General features: G+C 40.6%; 18 protein-coding genes, 8 tRNA genes and 2 pseudogenes. 2 read left to right on the top strand and 26 right to left on the bottom strand.

From position 1 onward, the window contains the following. From SMIDD28_RS02830 to SMIDD28_RS02845, 3 genes are all read right to left on the bottom strand, one after another. Positions 1-1058 (bottom strand): ISL3 family transposase (locus SMIDD28_RS02830; RefSeq protein ID WP_061424592.1); only part of this gene is annotated, 1058 nt, incomplete at its 3' end. Between the two features lie 141 nt (positions 1059-1199). Continuing rightward, the gene (pepC, locus tag SMIDD28_RS02835; protein ID WP_061424523.1) at positions 1200-2531 is read right to left on the bottom strand and encodes an aminopeptidase C; all 1332 of its coding nucleotides are present in this window, start codon (positions 2529-2531) and stop codon (positions 1200-1202) included. A gap of 110 nt (positions 2532-2641) precedes the next feature. After that, entirely contained in the window at positions 2642-3364 is a 723-nt protein-coding gene (locus tag SMIDD28_RS02845) for a pseudouridine synthase (RefSeq protein WP_061424525.1), read from the bottom strand. Positions 3365-3478: 114 nt separating this feature from the next. On the opposite strand from SMIDD28_RS02845, the gene SMIDD28_RS02850 reads away from it, so the two are divergent. Then, the gene (locus tag SMIDD28_RS02850; protein WP_061424526.1) at positions 3479-4459 is read left to right on the top strand and encodes an HNH endonuclease; all 981 of its coding nucleotides are present in this window, start codon (positions 3479-3481) and stop codon (positions 4457-4459) included. Positions 4460-4512: 53 nt separating this feature from the next. Here SMIDD28_RS02850 and SMIDD28_RS02855 read toward each other — a convergent pair whose 3' ends face one another. From SMIDD28_RS02855 to tnpA, 15 genes and pseudogenes are all read right to left on the bottom strand, one after another. Next, positions 4513-5754, bottom strand: a complete 1242-nt coding sequence (locus SMIDD28_RS02855; protein ID WP_061424528.1) for an aminopeptidase — start codon at positions 5752-5754, stop codon at positions 4513-4515. A gap of 24 nt (positions 5755-5778) precedes the next feature. Beyond that, a complete protein-coding gene (locus tag SMIDD28_RS02860; RefSeq protein WP_061424530.1) occupies positions 5779-5931 on the bottom strand; it encodes a hypothetical protein in 153 nt (50 codons plus the stop codon). A gap of 20 nt (positions 5932-5951) precedes the next feature. Then, on the bottom strand, positions 5952-6230 hold the full coding sequence (locus tag SMIDD28_RS02865) for a type II toxin-antitoxin system RelE/ParE family toxin (protein WP_061424532.1): 279 nt from the start codon (positions 6228-6230) through the stop codon (positions 5952-5954). Continuing rightward, complete coding sequence (locus SMIDD28_RS02870) at positions 6223-6486, bottom strand: type II toxin-antitoxin system RelB/DinJ family antitoxin (protein ID WP_000047859.1); 264 nt, start codon at positions 6484-6486, stop codon at positions 6223-6225. The genes SMIDD28_RS02865 and SMIDD28_RS02870 overlap by 8 nt, the downstream gene beginning before the upstream one ends. Before the next feature lie 101 nt (positions 6487-6587). Beyond that, complete coding sequence (locus tag SMIDD28_RS02875) at positions 6588-10979, bottom strand: PolC-type DNA polymerase III (RefSeq protein WP_061424534.1); 4392 nt, start codon at positions 10977-10979, stop codon at positions 6588-6590. Between the two features lie 103 nt (positions 10980-11082). Continuing rightward, entirely contained in the window at positions 11083-13164 is a 2082-nt protein-coding gene (fusA, locus tag SMIDD28_RS02880; RefSeq protein ID WP_000090354.1) for an elongation factor G, read from the bottom strand. A gap of 279 nt (positions 13165-13443) precedes the next feature. Then, positions 13444-13914: a 30S ribosomal protein S7 gene (gene rpsG, locus SMIDD28_RS02885; RefSeq protein WP_061424536.1), complete on the bottom strand. Its 471-nt coding sequence runs from the start codon at positions 13912-13914 to the stop codon at positions 13444-13446. A gap of 19 nt (positions 13915-13933) precedes the next feature. After that, entirely contained in the window at positions 13934-14347 is a 414-nt protein-coding gene (gene rpsL / locus SMIDD28_RS02890) for a 30S ribosomal protein S12 (protein ID WP_001142332.1), read from the bottom strand. 468 nt (positions 14348-14815) lie between these two features. Next, positions 14816-15415, bottom strand: coding sequence for a response regulator transcription factor (locus tag SMIDD28_RS02895; protein ID WP_061424538.1), 600 nt, complete (start codon positions 15413-15415; stop codon positions 14816-14818). Next, the gene (locus SMIDD28_RS02900) at positions 15416-16513 is read right to left on the bottom strand and encodes a sensor histidine kinase (RefSeq protein ID WP_061424541.1); all 1098 of its coding nucleotides are present in this window, start codon (positions 16511-16513) and stop codon (positions 15416-15418) included. Next, positions 16513-17250: an ABC transporter permease gene (locus SMIDD28_RS02905; RefSeq protein WP_061424543.1), complete on the bottom strand. Its 738-nt coding sequence runs from the start codon at positions 17248-17250 to the stop codon at positions 16513-16515. Before SMIDD28_RS02905 ends, SMIDD28_RS02900 begins: the two co-directional genes overlap by 1 nt. A 1-nt stretch (position 17251) precedes the next feature. Continuing rightward, complete coding sequence (locus tag SMIDD28_RS02910; protein WP_061424545.1) at positions 17252-18136, bottom strand: ABC transporter ATP-binding protein; 885 nt, start codon at positions 18134-18136, stop codon at positions 17252-17254. Continuing rightward, entirely contained in the window at positions 18123-18317 is a 195-nt protein-coding gene (locus tag SMIDD28_RS02915; protein ID WP_061424550.1) for a hypothetical protein, read from the bottom strand. Before SMIDD28_RS02915 ends, SMIDD28_RS02910 begins: the two co-directional genes overlap by 14 nt. Beyond that, positions 18314-18520, bottom strand: a complete 207-nt coding sequence (locus SMIDD28_RS02920) for a hypothetical protein (protein ID WP_061424552.1) — start codon at positions 18518-18520, stop codon at positions 18314-18316. Before SMIDD28_RS02920 ends, SMIDD28_RS02915 begins: the two co-directional genes overlap by 4 nt. A gap of 475 nt (positions 18521-18995) precedes the next feature. Beyond that, positions 18996-19459: pseudogene (gene tnpA, locus SMIDD28_RS02925) on the bottom strand (IS200/IS605 family transposase). Between the two features lie 396 nt (positions 19460-19855). Between tnpA and SMIDD28_RS12390 the strand changes: the two are divergent. Beyond that, positions 19856-21181: pseudogene (locus tag SMIDD28_RS12390) on the top strand (ISL3 family transposase). A 105-nt stretch (positions 21182-21286) separates the two neighbouring features. Here the strand turns inward: SMIDD28_RS12390 and SMIDD28_RS02950 are convergent. The 8 genes from SMIDD28_RS02950 to SMIDD28_RS02985 form a co-directional block, all read right to left on the bottom strand. Continuing rightward, positions 21287-21374, bottom strand: a tRNA-Ser gene (locus tag SMIDD28_RS02950). Between the two features lie 6 nt (positions 21375-21380). Further along, positions 21381-21454: transfer RNA gene (locus SMIDD28_RS02955), tRNA-Ile, on the bottom strand. Between the two features lie 34 nt (positions 21455-21488). Beyond that, positions 21489-21559, bottom strand: a tRNA-Gly gene (locus SMIDD28_RS02960). A 20-nt stretch (positions 21560-21579) separates the two neighbouring features. Further along, positions 21580-21652 (bottom strand) — tRNA-Phe (locus tag SMIDD28_RS02965). 3 nt (positions 21653-21655) lie between these two features. Beyond that, a tRNA-Met gene (locus SMIDD28_RS02970) sits at positions 21656-21729 on the bottom strand. 9 nt (positions 21730-21738) lie between these two features. Beyond that, positions 21739-21828, bottom strand: a tRNA-Ser gene (locus SMIDD28_RS02975). 12 nt (positions 21829-21840) lie between these two features. Then, a tRNA-Ile gene (locus SMIDD28_RS02980) sits at positions 21841-21914 on the bottom strand. A 13-nt stretch (positions 21915-21927) separates the two neighbouring features. After that, a tRNA-Met gene (locus tag SMIDD28_RS02985) sits at positions 21928-22001 on the bottom strand. Positions 22002-22005: the final 4 nt, after the last annotated feature.

Below are 22005 nucleotides of genomic sequence, written 5' to 3' on the forward strand. Positions count from 1 at the left end.
GCTTCAATCGTTTCCTTGAATTCTATATAATCTCTATCCTGTATACATTCACGAAGTGAATGTACAACCTCATAATCATTTTTAAGAGATGGATTTTTTTCTAAGATATAATCTACGATTCCTTTACTTGTTATGAAGCTTTCAAAAAGCTTATAACGATTATATTTATAGTTCTGAAGTTCATTAGAGTTCTTTAAAATTAACTTCCAATAATATTTTAACTTTCGATATAATTTAGGATTTTTATAACGATGCTGATTCATGATACGTACCCGAGTTCTATTTAATTCTCTATTCAAGGCTTGTACAATGTGAAAAGGATCAATGATAATTTTTGCGTTAGGAAACATTTCTTTTATTAATTGAATGTATGGCAAGTACATATCGATGGAGATAGTTTTCACCTTTAATCTAGTCTTAGGCTCAAAACGATAAAAATATTGTTTCAAACTGTAAGATTTTCTATCTCGTACAACATCGACCAACTTGTGTGTAGTGCTATCAAAAATAATGAAGCTCATATTGCAATCGGAAGATTTAACAGATTTAAATTCATCAAAACACAAATGCTCAGGTAAATCATGTAATGGTTTAATCGTTAATAATCGTGCTGTATCATATATGATACGTCTAACGGTATGAATTGAAACATTTGTTTCTTTGGCAATATATGTTTCAGATACTGTTTCACTTATTTTTGTCTTAATTTCATTTTTTAATCGTTTCGAGATATGACAGTATTTTTCTACAATTCGACTAGTATCTGCAGTAAATGAAGAACCACATTCTCTACAGAGAAATCTCTGATTTCGTAGATTTAAGTAGGCTGGAAGGCCTGAAACAGAACAGAGAGTGATACGAGAAGTTTTCGTCCCGTTTTTAACTATATTGTTATTTTGGCTAACGCACCCACAAACGGCACAAAATTCTGGTTTATGCGTATATGTAGCTGAATAAAATAAAGATTTTCTATTTTTTAATATCTTCTCTTGAACATTATTATCCCAAATAATGTTTTTATCTTTGATTTGTAGTGTAGCTTCTAGTATATTGTTCATATGGTCATCATTCTTTTGTTTTAGGTTTCAGCGCTTTTAATATAATGGATGTTGGCCTTTTTGTATACACTAAAATAGGGTTGGTGGAAAATTTCCATCAACCCTAAAAATTATAGAACCGTTCTTTTTATATCTCATTTATTATGCCAAGGCACCCATTGGATCCCATGGTGCAAGGACGATTGGTTCTGCTTCATAGGCAGCTAGTTCTTCTGCTGTTAGTAATTCCTTACGAACAACAATTTGATAAGTGTATTCGTCCATCCAAGCATCTGAAGCAACAAAGTAACCATCTGTACCAACCTTGTCTCCCCATGAGTTTTCAACCTTCCACTTGGTTGACTTGCCATTTTCATCCAAATCCACACCTGTCAAGACCATGGCGTGGGTCATCAAGCTCTCACTGTAATCCAAACGTCCAGCCTTGTCTTGAGTGAGTTTAATGTCCATGCTTGATTCAAAGTCATAAACATCTGTCGCAAGGATCCCAGCTTTACGATTGCTGAGTTGACCGACATCTGATCCAAACCAAACAGTCTCACCTGCTTGCATTTGGGCAATCGCTAATTCTTTCAAGCGTTCCATCGGTACATTGATGTAACGAACCGCACGGCTACCAACCACATTCCCCAACATCTCAACTGTGTAAGATTGGCCGTAAGGCTTGTCAGCAGTTGGGGCATTGATAACAGAAACGTAATCTTCTAGTGGGAGATTGACATATTTCTTGTAAAATTCCTGTGGTGTGATAGCCTTTTCGCTTTGGTAGTTGTTATCTTTATCGCGATAAGAAAAGTCAAATTTACGTGGTGGAAGTCCTAAAGACATAGCAAGAAAATTAAAGATTTCTTGCAAGAGGTCTTCTTTCTTAGATTGAACAGTCGCTTGGTCTGCACCAGAAGCGAGCAAGTCACGCAAGATTTGAGCATCTTGACGAAGCAATTTGTTGAGAATGGCATTTAGCTCACGACTACTGCTAGATGAAACAGATTCAGGGTAAACCGACTTAGGCACGACACCGTATTTCTCAAAGAGAGACACCACCATATCCCACTGACCTCCGTCTTGTTGTGGTGTTTGGAGTAGGAATTTAACCTTACGGCTGGTCAAGTCTTGGTCTGCAGTCGCAATGACTTGCTCCAAGAACCAGTTTGATTTCTCATACTTGTCCCAGAAGAAAGTGTGGGCCTGTGACAACTCAAAGTTTTCCAATTTGTATTGTGAAATGAGTTTGTGGCGGAAGGTGTTGAGAGCCGCAAACATCCAGCAACGACCAGACGCTTTCTGGTTAGTTACCTTGTCCTTGGTCAAATCCAATGAGAAAACAGGGGTATTGTCTACATGGCTTTGGCGACGTTCTAGAGCTGCAAAAATTCCGTTGTGGCTGGCAGCATTTTCAATCGCTTGGTATTTAACATTTGCTTCATAGTTAGCAAATAGTTTATCAGTAAATGATTCTTGAATCACGTTCATAGATTCCTCCTTTTATTCTACAGTCTATTATAACTCTTTTCACAAAGGAAGCAACTGAAAAATATAAAAGGCAAGGATATTCTTCCTCACCTTTTCGAATATAAATCAAATTAAGCAATATTCGCAAGGAGAGCTTCTAACTCTTCCTTGGTCAAGCGACGCCATTCTCCTCGCTGCAAGTTCTCATCCAATACTAAAGTTCCCATAGTCAAACGTTGCAAGTCTACTACTTCCTTGCCGCAATAGCCCACCATACGCTTGACCTGATGAAACTTCCCTTCTGCAATGGTCACACGGATTTGGCTTTGATTCTTTTTTGTATCTACAGACACAAGCTCCAGTCTAGCAGGCTGACAAGTAAAGTCTTTGAGAGGAATACCCTCAGCAAATGTCTCCGCATCTTCTTGGGTCATAATTCCCTTGACCTGAGCCAGATACGTCTTATCCACATGACGCTTGGGTGAAAGAAGAGCATGGGCAAGCTTGCCGTCATTGGTCAAGAGTAAAAGACCATGCGTGTCAATATCCAAGCGTCCTACTGGGAAAACTTCCTTGCTCCGAGCAATATCATCCAGCAAGTCCAGAACGGTTCTGTGCTTGGGATCCTCAGTCGCTGAGATAACTCCTTTGGGCTTGTTCATCATGTAGTAGACAAACTCTTCATACTCCAACACTTGCCCATCAAAGCGAATCTCATCTATTTCTTCATCAATCTGCAATTTAGCTGATTTTTCTTTTTTACCATTTACCGTCACGCGCCCAGCCTTGAGCATGTTTTTGACCTCTGTCCGACTCCCTACAGCGCAGGTAACTAAAAATTTATCTAATCTCATAGAACTATTATATCATGGAAATTATTGTTGTACATAACTAACATTTTATTAGCTGAACTATTATCAATTTTATGGTATAGTATAAATATACTTCGTTTAAAAGGAAACATCTATATGTGGTTAATCTATTTATTTCTTATTTTTGTAGTAATAGCTTTATTTTTAAAGATTCTTCCATTTATTCTAATTGCACTTTGCTTATTCCTCATTTATGGTATATCTTTACATATTAGAAAAATAAGATATTTTAAAAGTCCAGGTTTTCTAGAACAAAAACAAAAAATTGCAGATACTATTATTGAGTTTAATGAAATTTCAGAATATGTAAAAGATATCCCAAATAAAAATCAATTTATTGTAAAGGATATTACTGGGAAACATGCACATTTAGCTCACTTTGAAAATACTAGCCAACATGACTATAAACGAGATAAACATAAGAAAACTTTAAATCAAAGTAACGTTTATTCAACTTCTCTACAAGTTGTGCGACGTGCATCTGAAGAACCTATACATTATCTCTGTAAGTATTTTGGAATAACTGCAACCGAAGAAAGCTTGAAACAGCTTGAAGAAATCGGAGAGAATATCTCTCGAATGGAAAACACAATTGATAATCTTTATCAACGAGAGGAACAAATAAAAACAGACTTTAATCCTCCAAAATTTATTTTAAAGTACTTTTCTAAAGATTTAATGAAAGAGTTAGATATCCACCTACCAGATATAAAGGTCGATTACACTTCTTATATTTTTGAATACGTGAGTGCGGGAGGAAATAGTTCTCAGAAAACTACAATTCTGTTTAACGGTGAAACGGTTGAAGCAACAGCAGAGTATATTGCAAAGAAAATAAAATCAAAACAAACTGCTCAAGCTCAACGAGCACTGATGACAAATAAACTTCGAACCCAAATAAAAGAAAGAGACCACTATACTTGTCAAATCTGTGCTGCCTCTACAGCTGAACAATCTCTCCTGTTACTTGAGATAGACCATATTGTCCCTGTATCAAAAGGAGGACTTTCAACACCTGACAATCTTCAAACTCTCTGTTGGAAATGTAATCGTTCAAAGTCTAATAAACTTTTATAAATAAATATCCCAAAAGCATACTTACAATTCAATTTGCTTTTGGGATATTTTTGTTAATTTGCCCAATCTCCGTTACGGAAGAGAGGCACACGTGTTCCATCCTCACGGATACCATCGATATCCATTTGACTAGACCCAATCATAAAGTCCACGTGCACATCTGAACGGTTAAGCCCCGCAACTTCAAGCTCTTCTTCACTCATCTCTGCACCACCAACGACGCTAGTCGCATAGGCTGCGCCGATAGCCAGGTGATTTGAAGCATTTTCATCGAAAAGAGTGTTAAAGAAGGTAATGCCTGACTGAGAAATTGGACTTGGATCTGGTACCAAGGCACATTCTCCCAAGGCACGCGCGCCAGCATTTTCAAAGACAAGGGCTTTCATGACCTGATCGCCTTTTTCAGCTGTAATATCAACAATCTGACCATCCTTGAAGGTTACTTTAATGCCTTCGATGATATTTCCGTTGTAGCTAAGTGGTTTTGTAGAGGTTACATAACCATCTGCACGACGGAAGTCAGGCGCTGTGAAAACTTCCTCTGTCGGCATATTTGGCAAGAATCCTTCGCCCTGTGCATTGATAGCCCCAGCTGATTCCCAAACGTGGTTCTTTGGCAAACCAAGTGTCAAATCTGTTCCTGGCGCTGTGTAGTGAAGGGCTGAAAATTGTTCTTTATTGAGCATATCAGCTTTACTCTTAAGGATAGCTGCATGCTCTTCCCAAGCCTTAACCGGATCTTCTTCGTAGACACGGCAAGTTTTAAAGATTTGGTCCCAAAGGAGATCAACTGCTTCTTCGTCGCTCGCAGCATTTGGAAAAACTTTCTTAGCCCACTCAAGTCCAGCAGCGGCTGCCACAGTCCAACTAACCTTGTTGGATTGAGTTGCGATACGCATTGGCTTCATGGCAAGTCCCATAGCTTTAGCAGAAGCCGAAAGCTTGTCAGCATCCACTCCATTCAAGGCACCCGGATCAGATGAACGAACTCCAAGACGACTAGCCTTGTTCTCCAAAAGATAGTTCATCTCAGCAATCTTGTATTCAGGCACATTGTCCAGACGCTCCATCGGCGCGTGAAGGAATTTCTCACGGTTAATAACATCATCTGTCCACTGAACGATAACCTCATGCGCACCCAAGGCATAAGCTTCCTTTACGATTAGATGCGCCAACTCACGTTGCTCCACATCGATAGAGAGAGCCAAAGTGTGACCAGATTGCACGTTAATTCCATTCGCAACCAACAATTTCGCATATTTTTCTAGATTTTCTTTAAAATTTGGTAAAACCATTCTGTTTTCTCTTTTCTATATTTTTTAGTTTTTATTCAAAGCAGAAAATAATCCTGCTAAAGCAATAGCGCCAGACAAGAGTGCTGTCGATAGAAGAATTGTCTGATCAGCAAGTTCTAATTGATATTCAAATACCTTCTCAGCCGGCTTATCTTCCGCGAATATTCTTAGTTTCATCCTGAACTCCTTAAAATAGATTAAAATAAATCACTATGACCGCCTGTCCTCAGCAAGTTTAAAAGCAATTTTTCCTTGTCTACTTTATAAACCAAAAGCCAATCTGGCTGGATATGGCATTCACGAACTCCTTGAAAATGCTTGGATGCCGTCAATTGATGATCACGATATCTAGCAGGAAGTTCTTTTTCTTGAACCAGAAAATTCAAAACTTCTTCTAATAATTCTGCCTTCAAACCACGCTTCATAGCCAACTTAAAATCTTTTTTAAACTGTTTATGGTAACGAATCTTAAGCACGCAAATCCTCCATCAAGTCAGAGACTGATTCAAAGGATTGGCTCATATTACGATTTTGGTCTAAATCCGTTAATACCTCAAGCAACTTTCGATTTTCGTCTAATCTAACATCAAAAGGTAATCCCTGATATTGAATAGCCTGACGAAGGAAAATATTGATGGCAGTCGTCATATCCATTCCCAGATTATTAAATACCTGTTGGGCCTGCTCCTTCACCTCACTATCCAAACGGATGCTCATACTCGTCTTTGACATACTCTCACCCTCTTTCTACTATTAGTTTAACAAAAAAGAGAGCTAATGTAAATCTATTGGATATACATTAGCCTCTTTGGATAGATTATTAAACAATTTTTTTAAAACAACTCATCAAACAAACTCAACTGGTTATCCTCTGGCATATTGCCCAGAATCCCCATCTCATCCATCTTTTCAACCAATGTTGATGAGAGCCCACCACGTTTGCGTAGTTCTGTTTTAGACAGGAATTCTCCCTCTTCACGCGCTCGAACTAACTGCTTAGCAACGTTCTCTCCCAGACCATCCATTGCTACAAATGGCGGAATGAGGGTATCCCCATCGATAAGGAACTCTGTCGCCTGACTACGGTAGAGATCGAGTTTTCCAAACTTGAAACCTCGTTCCCACATCTCATTGACAATCTCAAGAGTTGTATAGAGATCAATTTCCACATTAGAGGCTTCATTGTTCTTCCGTTTTTCAGAGATTTCTTCCATTCTATGCTTGATAGCATCCAAGCCCGCTCCCATGGTCTTGATGTCAAAAGCCTTAGCACGGATTGAGAAGTAAGCACAGTAATAATAAATGGGATGGTGAACCTTGAAGTAGGCCACACGCAAGGCCATCATAACGTAGGCTGCCGCATGGGCTTTAGGAAACATGTACTTAATTTTCCCACAGGACTCGATATACCACTCTGGCACCTTATTAGCCTTCATGGCTTCGATGTAGCTATTTCGCTCCTCTTCGGAAATCTTGAGCCACAAGCCTTTACGTACCCGTTCCATGATGGTAAAGGCCATCTTAGGTTCCAGACCAGCATGCATGAGGTAAACCATGATGTCGTCTCGACAACCGATAACAGTCGATAGGTCTGCTATTCCTTGCTTAATCAGATCTTGAGCATTGCCCAGCCAAACGTCGGTACCATGGGACAATCCTGACAACTGAAGCAACTCCGCAAAAGTTGTCGGATGGGTTTCATCGACCATACCTCGGACAAAGTTGGTTCCAAACTCTGGAATCCCCAACATCCCCGTAGGCGTCCCGATTTGCTCAGGTGTTACCCCTAACACATCCGTCCCAGAAAAGAGTGCCATCACGCCTTCGTCATCCATAGGAATTTCATTAGGGTCAATCCCAGACAAGTCCTGAAGTTTTCGAATCATGGTCGGATCATCATGTCCCAGTACATCAAGTTTGAGGACGTTCTCGTCGATATCATGGAAGTTAAAGTGAGTCGTCTGCCATTCAGCCGTCACGTCATCCGCTGGATACTGAACAGGCGTAAAGTCGTAAACATCCATGTAGTTCGGAATAACAACGATTCCTCCCGGGTGTTGTCCTGTTGTCCGCTTGACACCAGCAGCACCTTGGGCAAGACGTTCCACCTCTGCATCACGATAAAACTTGCCATAATCTCTCTCATAGCCCTTGACAAATCCATAGGCAGTCTTAGCAGCCACCGTACCAACCGTTCCCGCACGAAAGGCATATTCCTCACCAAAGATATCACGCACATCCAAGTGAGCGCTAGGCTGGTCTTCTCCCGAGAAGTTCAAGTCAATATCGGGAACCTTATCTCCATCAAAACCAAGGAAGGTTTCGAACGGAATATCCTGGCCATTTTTACTGAGTTTGTGACCGCAGTTTGGACAGTCCTTATTGGGCATATCAAAACCTGAACCGTAAGATCCATCCGTGATAAACTCACTGTACTGACACTGACCACAGACATAGTGCGGAGAGAGAGGATTAACCTCCGTAATCCCAATCATGGTCGCAACGAAACTGGAACCGACAGATCCACGAGAACCAACCAAGTAGCCCCGTTCATTGGAACGTTGCACTAGCATCTGCGATGCCAGATAAATCACAGCAAATCCATTTCCCAGAATAGAGGTTAGTTCTTTTTCAATCCGCAAATCAACGATATCTGGCAGCGGATTTCCATAAATCTCAAAAGCTTTCTTATAGGTCAACTCGGCAACTGTTTCTTCAGCCTTGTCGATGAAAGGCGTATACAAGTCCCCCTTAACAACCTCAACAGGTTCAAAGATATCTGCCAAGGCATTGGTGTTTTCAATAACCAATTTGCGAGCTAATTCCTCTCCCAAGAAAGCAAATTCATCCAACATCTCATTGGTCGTTCTAAAATGAGCCTTGGGAAGAGGAGCTGGTTGGGCATGTTCACCGTGACCGATGGTTCGGTTAATCATAGCCCCCTGTCCCAAACTACGGACGATAATTTCACGGTAAATCTCTTCTTCCGGTTCGATATAGTGGACATTTCCAGTAGCCAGAACGGGTTTGCCAAGACGGTCCCCAACCTCAATCAAACTCTTGATAATGGTCTGGAGTTCCTCCATATCCTTGACCTGCTCCTTTGCAATCAAGGGAGCATAGATAGCTGGGGGCATGACCTCGATAAAGTCATAATACTTGGCCACCTCAACCGCCGCATCCACACCTTGGGAAACAACCGCATCAAAAACTTCACCTTCAGAGCAAGCTGAACCTAAAATCAAACCTTCCCGATGGGCATCTAGAACTGTTCTCGGAATTCGTGGCACCCCTTCAAAGTACTTAGTATTGGACAAAGAAACTAGCTTAAAGATATTTTTTAGACCTACCTGATTCTTGACATAAATGGTCGCATGCTTAATCCGAGCTTTTTTATAAGAATCTGGACTAATCAAATCAATGTTTAGTCTAGCTAGATCGGTCACTCCATGTTTCTCTGCCACTTCTTTGATAAAGATAAAAAGCAGGCGACCAGTAGCTTCCGCATCGTAGTTGGCCATGTGGTGATGTTCCAAGGCCACACCAAAACGCTTGGTCAAAGGTCCCAAACCATGACGTTTATACTCAGGATAGAGGTTTCTTGCGAATTCGAGCGTATCGATAACTGGTTGACTAATTTTTGGCAGACCATGACGCTCATAATTGGCATTCATAAAGCCAACGTCAAAGGTCGCATTGTGGGCAACTAGGACCGTATCCTTGCAGAATTCTTGGAATTCTTGCAAAACTTGTTCCAGTGGTTTGGCATTTTTGACATGATCATCTGTAATTCCAGTCAACTCAGTAGTAAAAGCTGACAAGGGATGCCCAGGATTGATAAATTCATCAAATTCAGCAATAACATTCCCCTTATACATCTTAGAGGCCGCAACCTGAATCAAATCATTATAGATAGCTGAAAGACCCGTCGTTTCCACGTCAAAAACCACATAGGTCGCTTCTGACAAGTCCATCTCCACTTCGTTATAGACGATAGGGACACGGTCCTCCACGATATTGGCTTCCATTCCATAGATTAGCTGAATTCCCGCTTTCTTAGCCGCCTTATAGCCGTGTGGGAAGGACTGGACATTTCCATGATCCGTGATGGCAACCGCCTTGTGTCCCCACTTAGCAGCTGTCGCAACGATTTCTTCGACCTCTGGTAGAGCATCCATGGTAGACATATTAGTATGAGCATGAAACTCAACCCGACGCTCACCTTCTGGCATCAAATCCTTCCGCTCATAGTGAACAACTTCCTGTACATCCTGCACGTTCATAGTCAAATCGCGTGTGAAGTTATTCATCTCCACATTCCCACGAACTCGGAGCCAAGAATTTTTCTTGATTAGATCAAATTTCTGCGCCTCTTCCTCATTCTTAACCCACTTTTGCATAGAAAAACTGGAAGTGTAGTCCGTCATTTTAAAGTTGATCAAAACACGCCCTGTTCTGGTCACTTTTTGCTCCACATCAAAAACAACCCCTTCAAAGACCAAACGATTTTCCTCCGTCGTCACTTCAATCATAGGAGTAATCTCTGCCTTATCCAGCTTTGGTTTAGCTACAGCTTTTTTCGCTTGAAAATCAAAGGCTGGTTTCTCTTCCGCTGGAGGAGGTGACATCTGTTCCAGTTGTTCCATAGCACGGAGCGCTTCCTCATTGGCTGCTTGAACAATCTGCTCATTTTCAGCATGAAAGGCCTCTTCCTGCTCTTGGGTCAGGACATCATTCTTCTCGACTTGACAGTTAAAAGTAGGAAAGCCAAATTTTTCAAGTTGTTTAGCTAAATTAGGAAGATGATTCTTCTTAAAATGTTCCTTATCAATCGCCTCAGAGCCTTCAATAAATAGTTGATTGCCCTCCGCACGAACTCGCAAATTCTGATAAAGGGACTTAAAACCTTGACTAGCACATGGCCCCTCAGAGAAAGCCTCCCTATAGTAGGACTGCAAGAGTTGGTTTGAAAATTCTTGAGACAGAACCTTGATTTCGAAAATAGCTTTATTCCCTGTCTTAGAAAATTCTTCCCTCAAACCTTTCTTTAATTCTAAAAAAATTTCAATCGGTAAAATATTAGAAAATACGAAATGAAACTCCCATACCTTACTAATTTTATGAACCACAACTCGCTCAATATCGGCCTGTGCTAAAGCAGGAGCCTGTCTCATTTCAGCAGGCATCCCCAATTGATTCATCAAAATTTCAAAACTATTTGACATTCATTTTCCTCACATTATTCTCCTACTATTTTACCATACTTAGAGGTGTTTTCTAAAGACAAAAGGAAGCCACTAAGTGACTTCCTCCTAGAGTGAGGACTGATTAGTCTTCACCTTTGTTTTTCTTAATGATTTCTTCTTGTACTGACTTAGGTACATCTTCGTAGTGGTCAAATACCATCATGAATGTACCACGTCCTTGAGATGCAGAACGAAGAACTGTTGCGTAACCGAACATTTCAGCAAGTGGAACGTAAGCACGAACGATTTGGCTGTTACCATGTGCTTCCATACCATCTACACGTCCACGACGAGCAGTTACGTGACCCATAACATCACCAAGGTTTTCTTCTGGAACAGTGATTGTTACAAGCATCATTGGCTCAAGGATAGCTGGTTGCGCTGATTTAGCAGCTTCTTTAAGGGCAAGTGAAGCCGCAATCTTGAAGGCAGTTTCAGATGAGTCGACATCGTGGTATGAACCATCGTAAAGCTTAGCTTTAACGTCAACCATTGGGTAACCTGCAAGAACACCGTTAGCCATAGATTCTACCAAACCTTTTTCAACCGCTGGGATAAATTCACGAGGAACCACACCACCGACGATTGCGTTTTCGAATTCGAATCCTTTACCTTCTTCGTTTGGAGTAAATTCAATCCATACATCACCGAATTGACCTTTACCACCAGACTGACGTTTGAAGAATCCACGTGCTTGAGTAGAAGCGCGGAATGTTTCACGGTAAGATACTTGAGGAGCACCTACGTTCGCTTCAACTTTGAACTCACGACGCATACGGTCAACAAGGACGTCAAGGTGAAGCTCACCCATACCAGAGATAACTGTTTCACCAGTTTCAACGTTTGTTTCAACGCGGAACGTTGGATCTTCTTCAGCCAATTTTTGAAGGGCGATACCCATCTTGTCTTGGTCAGCTTTAGATTTTGGCTCAACCATCAATTGGATAACTGGTTCTGGAACGTTGATTGACTCAAGGATGATTTTAGCTTTTTCATCTGTCAATGAGTCACCAGTTGTAGTATCTTTCAAACCAACGGCAGCAGCGATATCACCTGAGTAAACAGTGTCAATTTCTTGACGGCTGTTAGCGTGCATTTGAAGGATACGTCCGATACGTTCACGTTTACCTTTAGAAGTGTTCAATACGTATGAACCTGATTGAAGAACACCTGAGTAAACACGGAAGAATGTCAAACGACCTACGAATGGGTCAGTCATGATCTTGAAGGCAAGAGCTGCAAATGGCTCTTCGTCAGATGCTGGACGAGTTTCTTCAGCGTCTGTATCTGGGTTAATACCTTTGATAGCTGGGATATCAAGTGGGCTTGGAAGGTAGTCAATAACTGCATCAAGCATCAATTGAACACCTTTGTTTTTGAAGGCAGAACCACACAATACTGGGAAGAATTCAACGTTGATAGTCGCTTTACGGATACCAGCTTTCAATTCTTCGTTAGTGATTTCTTCACCTTCGAGGTATTTCATCATCAATTCTTCGTCAGTTTCAGCAACTGCTTCAACCAATTTTTCACGGTATTCTTGAGCTTGGTCAAGGTATTCAGCTGGAATATCTTCTTCAAGGATATCTGTACCAAGGTCGTTAGTATAGATTTCAGCTTTCATCTTGATCAAGTCGATGATACCACGGAAGTCATCTTCAGAACCGATTGGCAATTGGATTGGGTGTGCATTTGCTTGAAGACGATCGTGAAGTGTGCTTACAGAGTAAAGGAAGTCAGCACCGATTTTGTCCATTTTGTTGGCAAATACGATACGTGGAACTCCGTACTCAGTTGCTTGACGCCAAACTGTTTCAGTTTGAGGCTCAACACCTGATTGTGAGTCAAGAACGGTAACAGCACCATCCAATACACGAAGAGAACGTTGTACTTCGATTGTGAAGTCCACGTGTCCTGGTGTGTCGATGATGTTTACGCGGTGGTTGTTCCATTGAGCTGTTGTCGCAGCAGATGTGATAGTGATACCACGTTCTTGCTCTTGCTCCATCCAGTCCATTTGTGACGCACCTTCGTGAGTTTCACCGATTTTGTGGATTTTACCAGTGTAGTAAAGAATACGCTCAGTAGTTGTTGTTTTACCAGCATCGACGTGAGCCATGATACCGATATTACGAGTTTTTTCAAGTGAAAATTCGCGTGCCATGAGGTTTGTTTCTCCTATTTATTTTTGATTTCTATTCTATTATAACACGATTTTAATAAAAACGGATAGGCAGGACCTACCCGTTCTCAATGTTTTCATGCTATTGTTGGTTTCGACTTGTAGATTTACAAGTTAAATTGAACTCGGGCTAAAGTTAATTAGCCGATTTGAGCCGGAACGGGATGCTGTGTGAAAAAGATAAACTTCCTTGTATTCGTCGAATACTGCGTCAGTTTCCTATTTTCACCTTGCATCCTTACCGTTCCTAGCATCATGATTTTACCAACGGAAGTGTGCGAATGCACGGTTAGCTTCAGCCATACGGTGAGTGTCTTCACGTTTCTTAACAGCTGCACCTGTGTTGTTAGCAGCATCCAAGATTTCTTTTGCAAGACGATCTTGCATTGTGTGTTCACCACGAAGACGAGCGATTGTTACCAACCAACGAAGTCCAAGTGTTGTACGACGTTCTGGACGAACTTCAACTGGGACTTGGTAGTTAGAACCACCAACACGACGTGCACGTACTTCAAGTACAGGCATGATGTTTTCCATAGCTGTTTCAAATACTTCAAGTGCATCGTTTCCAGTAGCTTCTTTGATTTGCTCAAAAGCACCGTAAACGATTGAAGCAGCTGTACCACTTTTACCATCAAGCATAACGCGGTTGATAAGACGAGTAACTAGTTGTGAATTGTAAAGCGGATCTGGCAATACGTCACGTTTTGGAGCTCTATTTTTACGACTCATTTCTCTTTATCCCCTTTCCTTATGCTTTTGGACGTTTAGTACCGTATTTAGAACGGCCTTGTTTACGATCGTTAACACCTGCAGTATCAAGTGCACCACGGACGATATGGTAACGTACCCCTGGAAGGTCTTTTACACGTCCACCACGAAGAAGCACCACGCTGTGCTCTTGCAAGTTGTGTCCGATACCTGGGATGTAGGCAGTAACTTCGATAAGGTTGCTCAAACGTACACGAGCGAATTTACGAAGGGCTGAGTTAGGTTTTTTAGGTGTCATTGTTCCAACACGAGTTGCAACACCACGTTTTTGTGGTGAAGAAACGTTTGTTTGAACTTTTTTATGACTGTTGTAACCAACGTTCAAAGCTGGTGATTTAGATTTTTCTACTTTTGATTTACGCGGTTTGCGAACCAATTGGTTAATTGTAGGCATCTACATTCTCCTGTGTTTTTTTATTTTTGGTGATGATACACTTGGTGACAGCTATCATCTGTGTGTACTTTTGCAACATTTGTCAGCACGTCCCTGTACACTCTTGAGAGACCAAAAGTAAAAAGTACCGTCTATTATTGTAACAAAATTTTCCCTTGGTTGTCAAGATATTTTTCTTTTTTTATTGTTAATTTTAGCTCTTTGGTACCACCTTATACTCAATGAAAATCAAAGAGCAAACTAGAAAGCTAGCAGCAGGCTGCTCAAAGCACTGCTTTGGGGTTGTAGATAAGACTGACAAAGTCAGTCACATATATGATCCAAGGTGAAGCTGACGTGGTTTGAAGATATTTTCGAAGAGTATTAGACGAAACAAAAAGGAGGAAACTAAGCCCTCCTCTAGTTACAAAATTGTTTGATTTAATAACTTCAATTTTAACACATAATGGTTTTCGCGTTATGATAGTATCACAACCAACCAGATTCTTTCGCGATATTAGCTGCCTCTGTTCGATTACCTGCATCTAGTTTTGAAAGAATATTGGTGACATAGTTTCGGACTGTTCCGTTAGATAGATAGAGTTTGTCTGCAATTTCTTGGTTAGAGAAGCCCTGAGCAATTCCCTTTAAAACTGCGATTTCTTGTTCTGTCAACGGATTGGGATGCGTCATCACCACTTCCATCAATTCAGGCGAATACTCCTTGCCTCCTTCGAGGACAGTGTGCAAGGTATGCATGAGATCTGCAATCCTTCTTTCTTTCAAGACATAAGCATCTACTCCAGCCTTAACCGCACGTTCAAAATACCCAGGACGCTTGAAGGTCGTCACCACAACCACCTTTGTTTCTAGATTTTCTGCTCGTATCCACTCCAAGACTTCAAGACCTGTCTTAACAGGCATTTCTACGTCAAGGATGGCAATATCTACAGACTCCTTTTCAAATAGTTGGATTGCTTCTTGCCCATTCTTGGCTTGAAAGACAGACTCTACATCCGGTTGAAGCGTGAGCAACTGGCACATTGCATCTCGCAACATACTTTGATCTTCTGCGACTAATACTTTCATCTACTTTCTCTCCTTATAAGGTAGTCGAACCTGAACTTCTGTCGGTTGTTTCTGACTAATCACATTTACCTCTCCCGAAAATGGAAGAACACGATCTCGAACTGTATGGAGGTCATCCCCCTTTATAGAAGTAAAGCCACAGCCATCATCTCTCACTGTTAGAATGAGTTCTTTCTCTGTCCGTTCTAATTTTAAGTAGACTTTAGACGCTTTAGCATGCTTGATGATATTGGTCACTAACTCAAGCAAAATCATGGAAGCCGTTGACTCCAATTCCTGAGTAAGGCTAGCGGTATCTAGTTGATTAGCCGTTTCCACCTCAATTCCAGCAATCTCTAGCATCTTTTTGACAGTTTCAAGTTCTGATGCTAAGGTCCGTGATTTCAGATTTTCCACAATGGTTCGCACTTCATTCATGGAATCCTTGCTTATCTGGTGAATTTCTTTTAATTCCTTTTCCACCTGTGGATAAGCCTCCATCTGAAATAACTGCAAGGCTAAATCTGTCTTGACACTCAACATAGCAAAGGTATGTCCCAAGCTATCATGCAAATCTTGACCGATACGACTGCGTTCATTTTCAGCAAGCAATAGATTTATCTGGGCATTTTGCTTAGCCTGCGCTTCTTTCAAATCCTCCACAATCCGAATCCGAACCAAGCCAAAAGTCATTAAATCGACAAAAGCAAGAATTACAAGTAGATAGAATAGATACTCAACTTCGATTCTCTGAAAAATCAACAGTTGGCCCACAACAAGGACTTGAGCAAGAAGAAAAGTCCAGACATGTAAAGACTTTAAACCACCTACGCTGAAATGATAACTTAAGAGATTGGATAGGAAAAAGAAAAACCAGATATAATTAACAGCAACAAAGGCAGTATTCCCAACTACATAAGTCAGCATGAGGCCCCAATATAGCCAAGATAGGCGCTGGCTCTTAGTTGTTAAAACACCCAAATACGCCACTACAAATAGAATATCAACCAATAAATGCCAGGCAGAAAGCCACCCAGTCACTACAGGTAGGATGGGGAAAATCATAAAAATTAAACTGGCCCAAAACATATAGTGTATGCTTTTCAGTCTTTCAAGCATTAAGCATTCTCCTTATGACCTTGAAGGTAAATAGTCAAACCAAATAAAACTGCTGAAAAAACAAGTAGATAAACTGTGGCTGATAGATTGATTCCACCTTCATTTAAAAATGTCTTGAGCAATTCCATCAACTGATATGTTGGAAGACACTTACCGACTGCTTGCATCCAGTCTGGAAATAAAGAGATAGGCATCCAGAGCCCACCTAAAACAGCCAAGCCTAGATAGAGAAGATTGCCCACGACAGACATCAGCTGACTAGAAGGTAAGAGTGTCAAGGTCAATCCAAGCGCTACAAAGGCAACACTTCCTACTATCAGCAAGAACGCAGCCCCAATCCAGCTTCCTAGAGGCATATCCACACCTCTGAGCAAGTGCCCAACTGAGAAAACAACCAGGATTGAGACCAAATAATCAACCATCATACTTGTTATCTTTGATAGATAATATTCTACCATATTTACAGGGGTATGGCGCAATGTTTTCTGCCAGTTGTTGATTTTATCGGTATGTAAGACAGCTGGAAATGAAAACATGGCTGTCGACATCATGGAAAAAGCCGTCATGGAGATGAGGTAGTCGCGCATAAAATTAGCTGGTCCACCGGGTGTGTCCTGGTACATGCCTGAAAAGAATAAATAGAAGGCTGTCGGCATACCTACTGATAACAAATAATAGACTAATTGTCGTTTGGTCAATAGAAATTCTATCTTGTTTAGTGCGATCCATCGTTTCATCTTAGTCATCTCCCTTTTGTGTTTCTTCAAAGATTGTATCCAACAAACTACGATTATTGACTTCAATTTCTTGTATGTTACATCCCGCTTGAACTAACAGTTCCCAGAAAGCATCCGCTTCGCGTGTGACTACTTGTAAGGCATCTTGTTTTTGTACCCAGTTTTCAACCAAGACTGACTTCTCAACGACTTCCTTGTAAGCTAGAGGAAGGATAAAATGCTTTTCAATCTCCTCACTACGCATAGCTAGAGGCGTCGTATCACGAATCAACTCTCCCTTATTTAAAACCAAAATCCGGTCAGCTGTATGCTCTACCTCTTCAATATAATGAGACGAATAGAGAATGGTGACTCCTTGCGCTTTTAGGTCCCGAACAATTTCCCAAAAACGTTGACGAGTTGAGGTATCCATGGACGCAGTAGGCTCATCTAAAAAGACAAGCTTTGGTCGCCCAATCAAGGTCAAGACGAAAGAGAAAAGACGCTTTTGACCACCTGACAATTTTTCTGCGAATTGCTCTTTTTGTTGCTTGTCAAACTGCAATAGTTGATCAACTTCCTGGTTACTCAAGTGATTTGGATAAATTTTTTGAAAGAAAGCAATCAACTCTTTGACCTTTAATTTCTGAACGATGACATTTTCTTGAGGGAGATAGGATCTTGTGTAGTCTAACTGAGAACTCGTCACTGGCAAGCCTTGGATGGATACTTGACCGCTTGTGACCAGTTTATCTCCAAGCAAACAGTCCAAGAGTGTGGTCTTCCCAGCACCATTGGGACCAATCAAGGCGACGCATTCACCTTCAGCTACCTCAAAGGAAATATCCTTCAAAATAGCCTTGCCCTTGATGTTTTTATTTAGGCTTTCTACCTTAATCATGTTCATCATATTCTCCTTTCAGCCACTCCTTTCCCATCGGAAAGGCGATAACAATCATAAATCCTAGTCCCCAGGCACCACGGATGAATTGGTGAAGAAAGGCTTGATCAAACCAACCTGTAAACATTTCTACCAACCATACCACTAGTGATAGTCCAATAAAAAGATAGAGAAACGCTTTTTTCATTTTTCAAACTCCTTTTTCACATCTGAGACTAATTTCAAACCTTCTCTAACAATCCAAGACATCATTCCAAATCCTGCAAATAGCTCCCAAGGAAAATGATAGAAATCTTCATCCAATCCTGAGAACATGAGATAAGTCATGACTCCTGCTGCTACTAAACTCATTGCGACAATCATTTTATTCTTCATCTCTTCTTCCTCCATTTCATACTACAATTATAGTCTTTTGAAATCAGAGGAGGTAGAAGCTTCTGTCACTAGAAAATATGACAAATGTCATAAAAAATTCTGTTTAAAAGAATCAAGAAACATTACACAACAAAACACGGGTAGAAAAGAATCTATAGTCCTTTCCGTCAAAGTGATATCAAATTTAGACGATAACGTAAATTAATACTCATTTAAAATCAAAAGACCAGAAATTTTCATCCCATAAGCACATATATTATACATTGCTCCAAAAAATTTTTTATTGCTTTCTTAAAAATTAGTAAGATTTATAAAATCCCTTGAATTCAATGTGTATACCTACACGACAGTATTTAATTATGACCACCCGTCAAACGGGTGGTCTGTACCAGGGCTATAAGCCCAAATTACCAGCCAGCGCCTAAAGACGCTGGCTTTCACGTTGTTCAAGCCTTATTGCTCTTGACTTCCTCTTAAAGAGGCTTTAATATTACTTACCACTATCCCTAAAGGGATCCTCATATTCTTTTACACTCAATTTATCTAGTGTTATATCATGCTTTTCCTGTTCTTGAATATATTTCTTAATTGTGGCTTCATTGAGTCCCACCGTACTCACATAATAACCTTCCGCCCAGAAATGCCGATTCCCAAACTTATACTTGAGATTGGCGTGTTTGTCAAACATCATGAGTGCATTTTTTCCTTTTAAATAACCCATGAAACTCGAAACACTTATCCTTGGTGGAATACTTACTAACATGTGTACATGGTCTGGCATTAAGTGACCCTCGATAATTTCAACATCTTTATAACTACACAAGCGATGAAATATTTCACCTAAACTACTTCGATATTGATTATAGATGACTTTTCGTCTATACTTAGGGGTGAACACAATGTGATAGAACACATCCACTTTGTGTGCGAGAAACTATGTGCCTTTTGTGCCATATTTTTCTCCTTTCGCTTTACAATTGGCTTGAACACCTTTATTGTATCGCGTTCGGAGTTTTTTTTGGTATAACCTTCGACGCGCACCCGCATAGCGGGTGGTTTTTTTGTCTCGTACCTAACGGAGCGAGACGGACTAATAGTCACATAAATAAAAAGTCTAGGAACAAAAAACAATACTATAATTTTAATAGAATATCATTTTATAAAATGAATTACTGATACCTAAAAAAGAGAGAACCAAACTGATTCTCCCTTAAGGTAAATAATATGGGCTCTATAATATTTGTAGTGGTTAAATCCCCTATGGATATTATGGAGCCTATTTTATTGTAGAAAAAAAGTCCCATATCATCTATAATGAAAAGCGACCAAACCATCATTAGAAAGATTCATATGGAACAATTACATTTTATCACAAAACTACTAGACATTAAAGACCCTAATATTCAAATTATAGATATCATTAATAAGGATACACACAAGGAAATCATCGCTAAACTAGACTATGAGGCCCCATCTTGTCCTGATTGCGGAAGCCTAATGAAGAAATATGACTTTCAAAAATCTTCTAAAATTCCTTACCTTGAAACGACTGGTATGCCTGCTAGAATTCTCCTTAGAAAACGTCGTTTCAAGTACTATCATTGCTCTAAAATGATGGTGGTTGAGACTTCTATCGTCAAGAAGAATCATCAAATTTCTCGTATTATCAACCAAAAAATTGCGCAAAAGTTAATTGAAAAGAATTCTATGACCGATATTGCCCATCAGCTTTCCATCTCAACTTCAACTGTCATTCGCAAACTCAATGATTTTCACTTTGAGCATGATTTTTCGCGTCTTCCTGAGATTATGTCCTGGGACGTTTAAACAGTCCGGGGAGTGACTGTTTCAATCGGGAGATGGAGATGAGCTTTATTGCGCAAGATTTTGACAAACTCACTATCATCACTGTTCTTGATGGAAGAACACAAGCTGTCATTCGAAATCACTTTCTTCGCTACGATAGAGCTGTTCGTTGTCAGGTGAAAATCATTGCTATGGATATGTTTAGCCTTTACTATGACTTGGCTAAACAGCTTTGCTTTCGAATTTCTAAGCTCAGGCTGAAACAGTCTCCCAGTCTGTTTCACTCCCAAATGCTAAAATCGTTATAGATCGTTTCCATATTGTCCAACACTTGAGCCGTGCTATAAGTCGTGTACGTATCCAAATCACGAATCAGTTTGATCGAAAGTCTTATGAATACAAGGCTATCAAGCGTTACTGGAAGCTCATCCAACAAGATAGTCGTAAACTCAGCGATAAACGTTTTATCGCCCTACCTTTCGTATGCACTTGATCAATAAAGAGATTCTAGACAAGCTTCTGAGTTATTCAGAAGACTTGAAACACCACTATGACCTCTATCAGCTCTTGCTTTTTCACTTTCAGAATAAAGAACCAGAGAAATTTTTCGGACTCATTGAGGACAATCGGAATCAGGTTCATCCTCTTTTTCAGACTGTCTTTAAAACCTTTCTAAAGGACAAAGAGAAAATCATCAATGCACTTCAGTTACCCTATTCTAATGCCAAATTAGAAGCGACCAATAATCTCATCAAACTTATCAAGCGCAATGCCTTTGGTTTTCGGAACTTTGAAAACTTCAAAAAGCGAATTTTCATCGTTCTGAATATCAAAAAAGAAAGGACGAAATTTGTCCTTTCTAGATATTAGCTTTTCTTCAACCCACTACAGTTGACAAAGAGCCGCTTTTCTTCAACTAACTATAGTTAGAAAGAGCTAAAATTTTAAAAAAAGAGTTATAAACTCTCATTAAAACGGAGAATAAGGGATTCGAACCCTTGCGCCAGTTACCCGACCTAACGATTTAGCAAACCGTCCTCTTCAGCCTCTTGAGTAATTCTCCAATTAATGGGCACGAGTGGACTCGAACCACCGACCTCACGCTTATCAGGCGTGCGCTCTAACCACCTGAGCTACGCGCCCAAGTTAAAAACTTGGTAATTTGAACAAAGTTCAAAGCGGGTGACGAGAATCGAACTCGCGACAACAGCTTGGAAGGCTGTAGTTTTACCACTAAACTACACCCGCATACATACTATTAATAAAAATGGCGCGAGACGGAATCGAACCGCCGACACATGGAGCTTCAATCCATTGCTCTACCAACTGAGCTACCGAGCCTTATTGCGGGAGCAGGATTTGAACCTACGACCTTCGGGTTATGAGCCCGACGAGCTACCGAGCTGCTCCATCCCGCGTTAATGAAAAGGAGGATGTGGGATTCGAACCCACGCACGCTTTTACACGCCTGACGGTTTTCAAGACCGTTCCCTTCAGCCGGACTTGGGTAATCCTCCATACTATTCAAATGGACCTTGTAGGACTTGAACCTACGACCACTCGGTTATGAGCCGAGAGCTCTAACCAGCTGAGCTAAAGGTCCAACAAGATCTTTATAGCGGCGAAGGGGATCGAACCCCCGACCTCCCGGGTATGAACCGGACGCTCTAGCCAGCTGAGCTACACCGCCATAT

The organism is Streptococcus mitis, assembly GCF_001579045.1.
In the GTDB taxonomy this organism is placed as follows: domain Bacteria; phylum Bacillota; class Bacilli; order Lactobacillales; family Streptococcaceae; genus Streptococcus; species Streptococcus mitis_D.

What these genes read in the sequence shown, in the direction of transcription:
- pepC (WP_061424523.1), bottom strand. Translation starts at nt 2,531, where the DNA reads ATGAACGTGATTCAAGAATCATTTACTGATAAACTATTTGCTAACTAT.
- SMIDD28_RS02845 (WP_061424525.1), bottom strand. Translation starts at nt 3,364, where the DNA reads ATGAGATTAGATAAATTTTTAGTTACCTGCGCTGTAGGGAGTCGGACA.
- SMIDD28_RS02850 (WP_061424526.1), top strand. Translation starts at nt 3,479, where the DNA reads ATGTGGTTAATCTATTTATTTCTTATTTTTGTAGTAATAGCTTTATTT.
- SMIDD28_RS02855 (WP_061424528.1), bottom strand. Translation starts at nt 5,754, where the DNA reads ATGGTTTTACCAAATTTTAAAGAAAATCTAGAAAAATATGCGAAATTG.
- SMIDD28_RS02860 (WP_061424530.1), bottom strand. Translation starts at nt 5,931, where the DNA reads ATGAAACTAAGAATATTCGCGGAAGATAAGCCGGCTGAGAAGGTATTT.
- SMIDD28_RS02870 (WP_000047859.1), bottom strand. Translation starts at nt 6,486, where the DNA reads ATGTCAAAGACGAGTATGAGCATCCGTTTGGATAGTGAGGTGAAGGAG.
- SMIDD28_RS02875 (WP_061424534.1), bottom strand. Translation starts at nt 10,979, where the DNA reads ATGTCAAATAGTTTTGAAATTTTGATGAATCAATTGGGGATGCCTGCT.
- fusA (WP_000090354.1), bottom strand. Translation starts at nt 13,164, where the DNA reads ATGGCACGCGAATTTTCACTTGAAAAAACTCGTAATATCGGTATCATG.
- rpsG (WP_061424536.1), bottom strand. Translation starts at nt 13,914, where the DNA reads ATGAGTCGTAAAAATAGAGCTCCAAAACGTGACGTATTGCCAGATCCG.
- rpsL (WP_001142332.1), bottom strand. Translation starts at nt 14,347, where the DNA reads ATGCCTACAATTAACCAATTGGTTCGCAAACCGCGTAAATCAAAAGTA.
- SMIDD28_RS02895 (WP_061424538.1), bottom strand. Translation starts at nt 15,415, where the DNA reads ATGAAAGTATTAGTCGCAGAAGATCAAAGTATGTTGCGAGATGCAATG.
- SMIDD28_RS02900 (WP_061424541.1), bottom strand. Translation starts at nt 16,513, where the DNA reads ATGCTTGAAAGACTGAAAAGCATACACTATATGTTTTGGGCCAGTTTA.
- SMIDD28_RS02905 (WP_061424543.1), bottom strand. Translation starts at nt 17,250, where the DNA reads ATGAAACGATGGATCGCACTAAACAAGATAGAATTTCTATTGACCAAA.
- SMIDD28_RS02910 (WP_061424545.1), bottom strand. Translation starts at nt 18,136, where the DNA reads ATGAACATGATTAAGGTAGAAAGCCTAAATAAAAACATCAAGGGCAAG.
- SMIDD28_RS02915 (WP_061424550.1), bottom strand. Translation starts at nt 18,317, where the DNA reads ATGAAAAAAGCGTTTCTCTATCTTTTTATTGGACTATCACTAGTGGTA.
- SMIDD28_RS02920 (WP_061424552.1), bottom strand. Translation starts at nt 18,520, where the DNA reads ATGGAGGAAGAAGAGATGAAGAATAAAATGATTGTCGCAATGAGTTTA.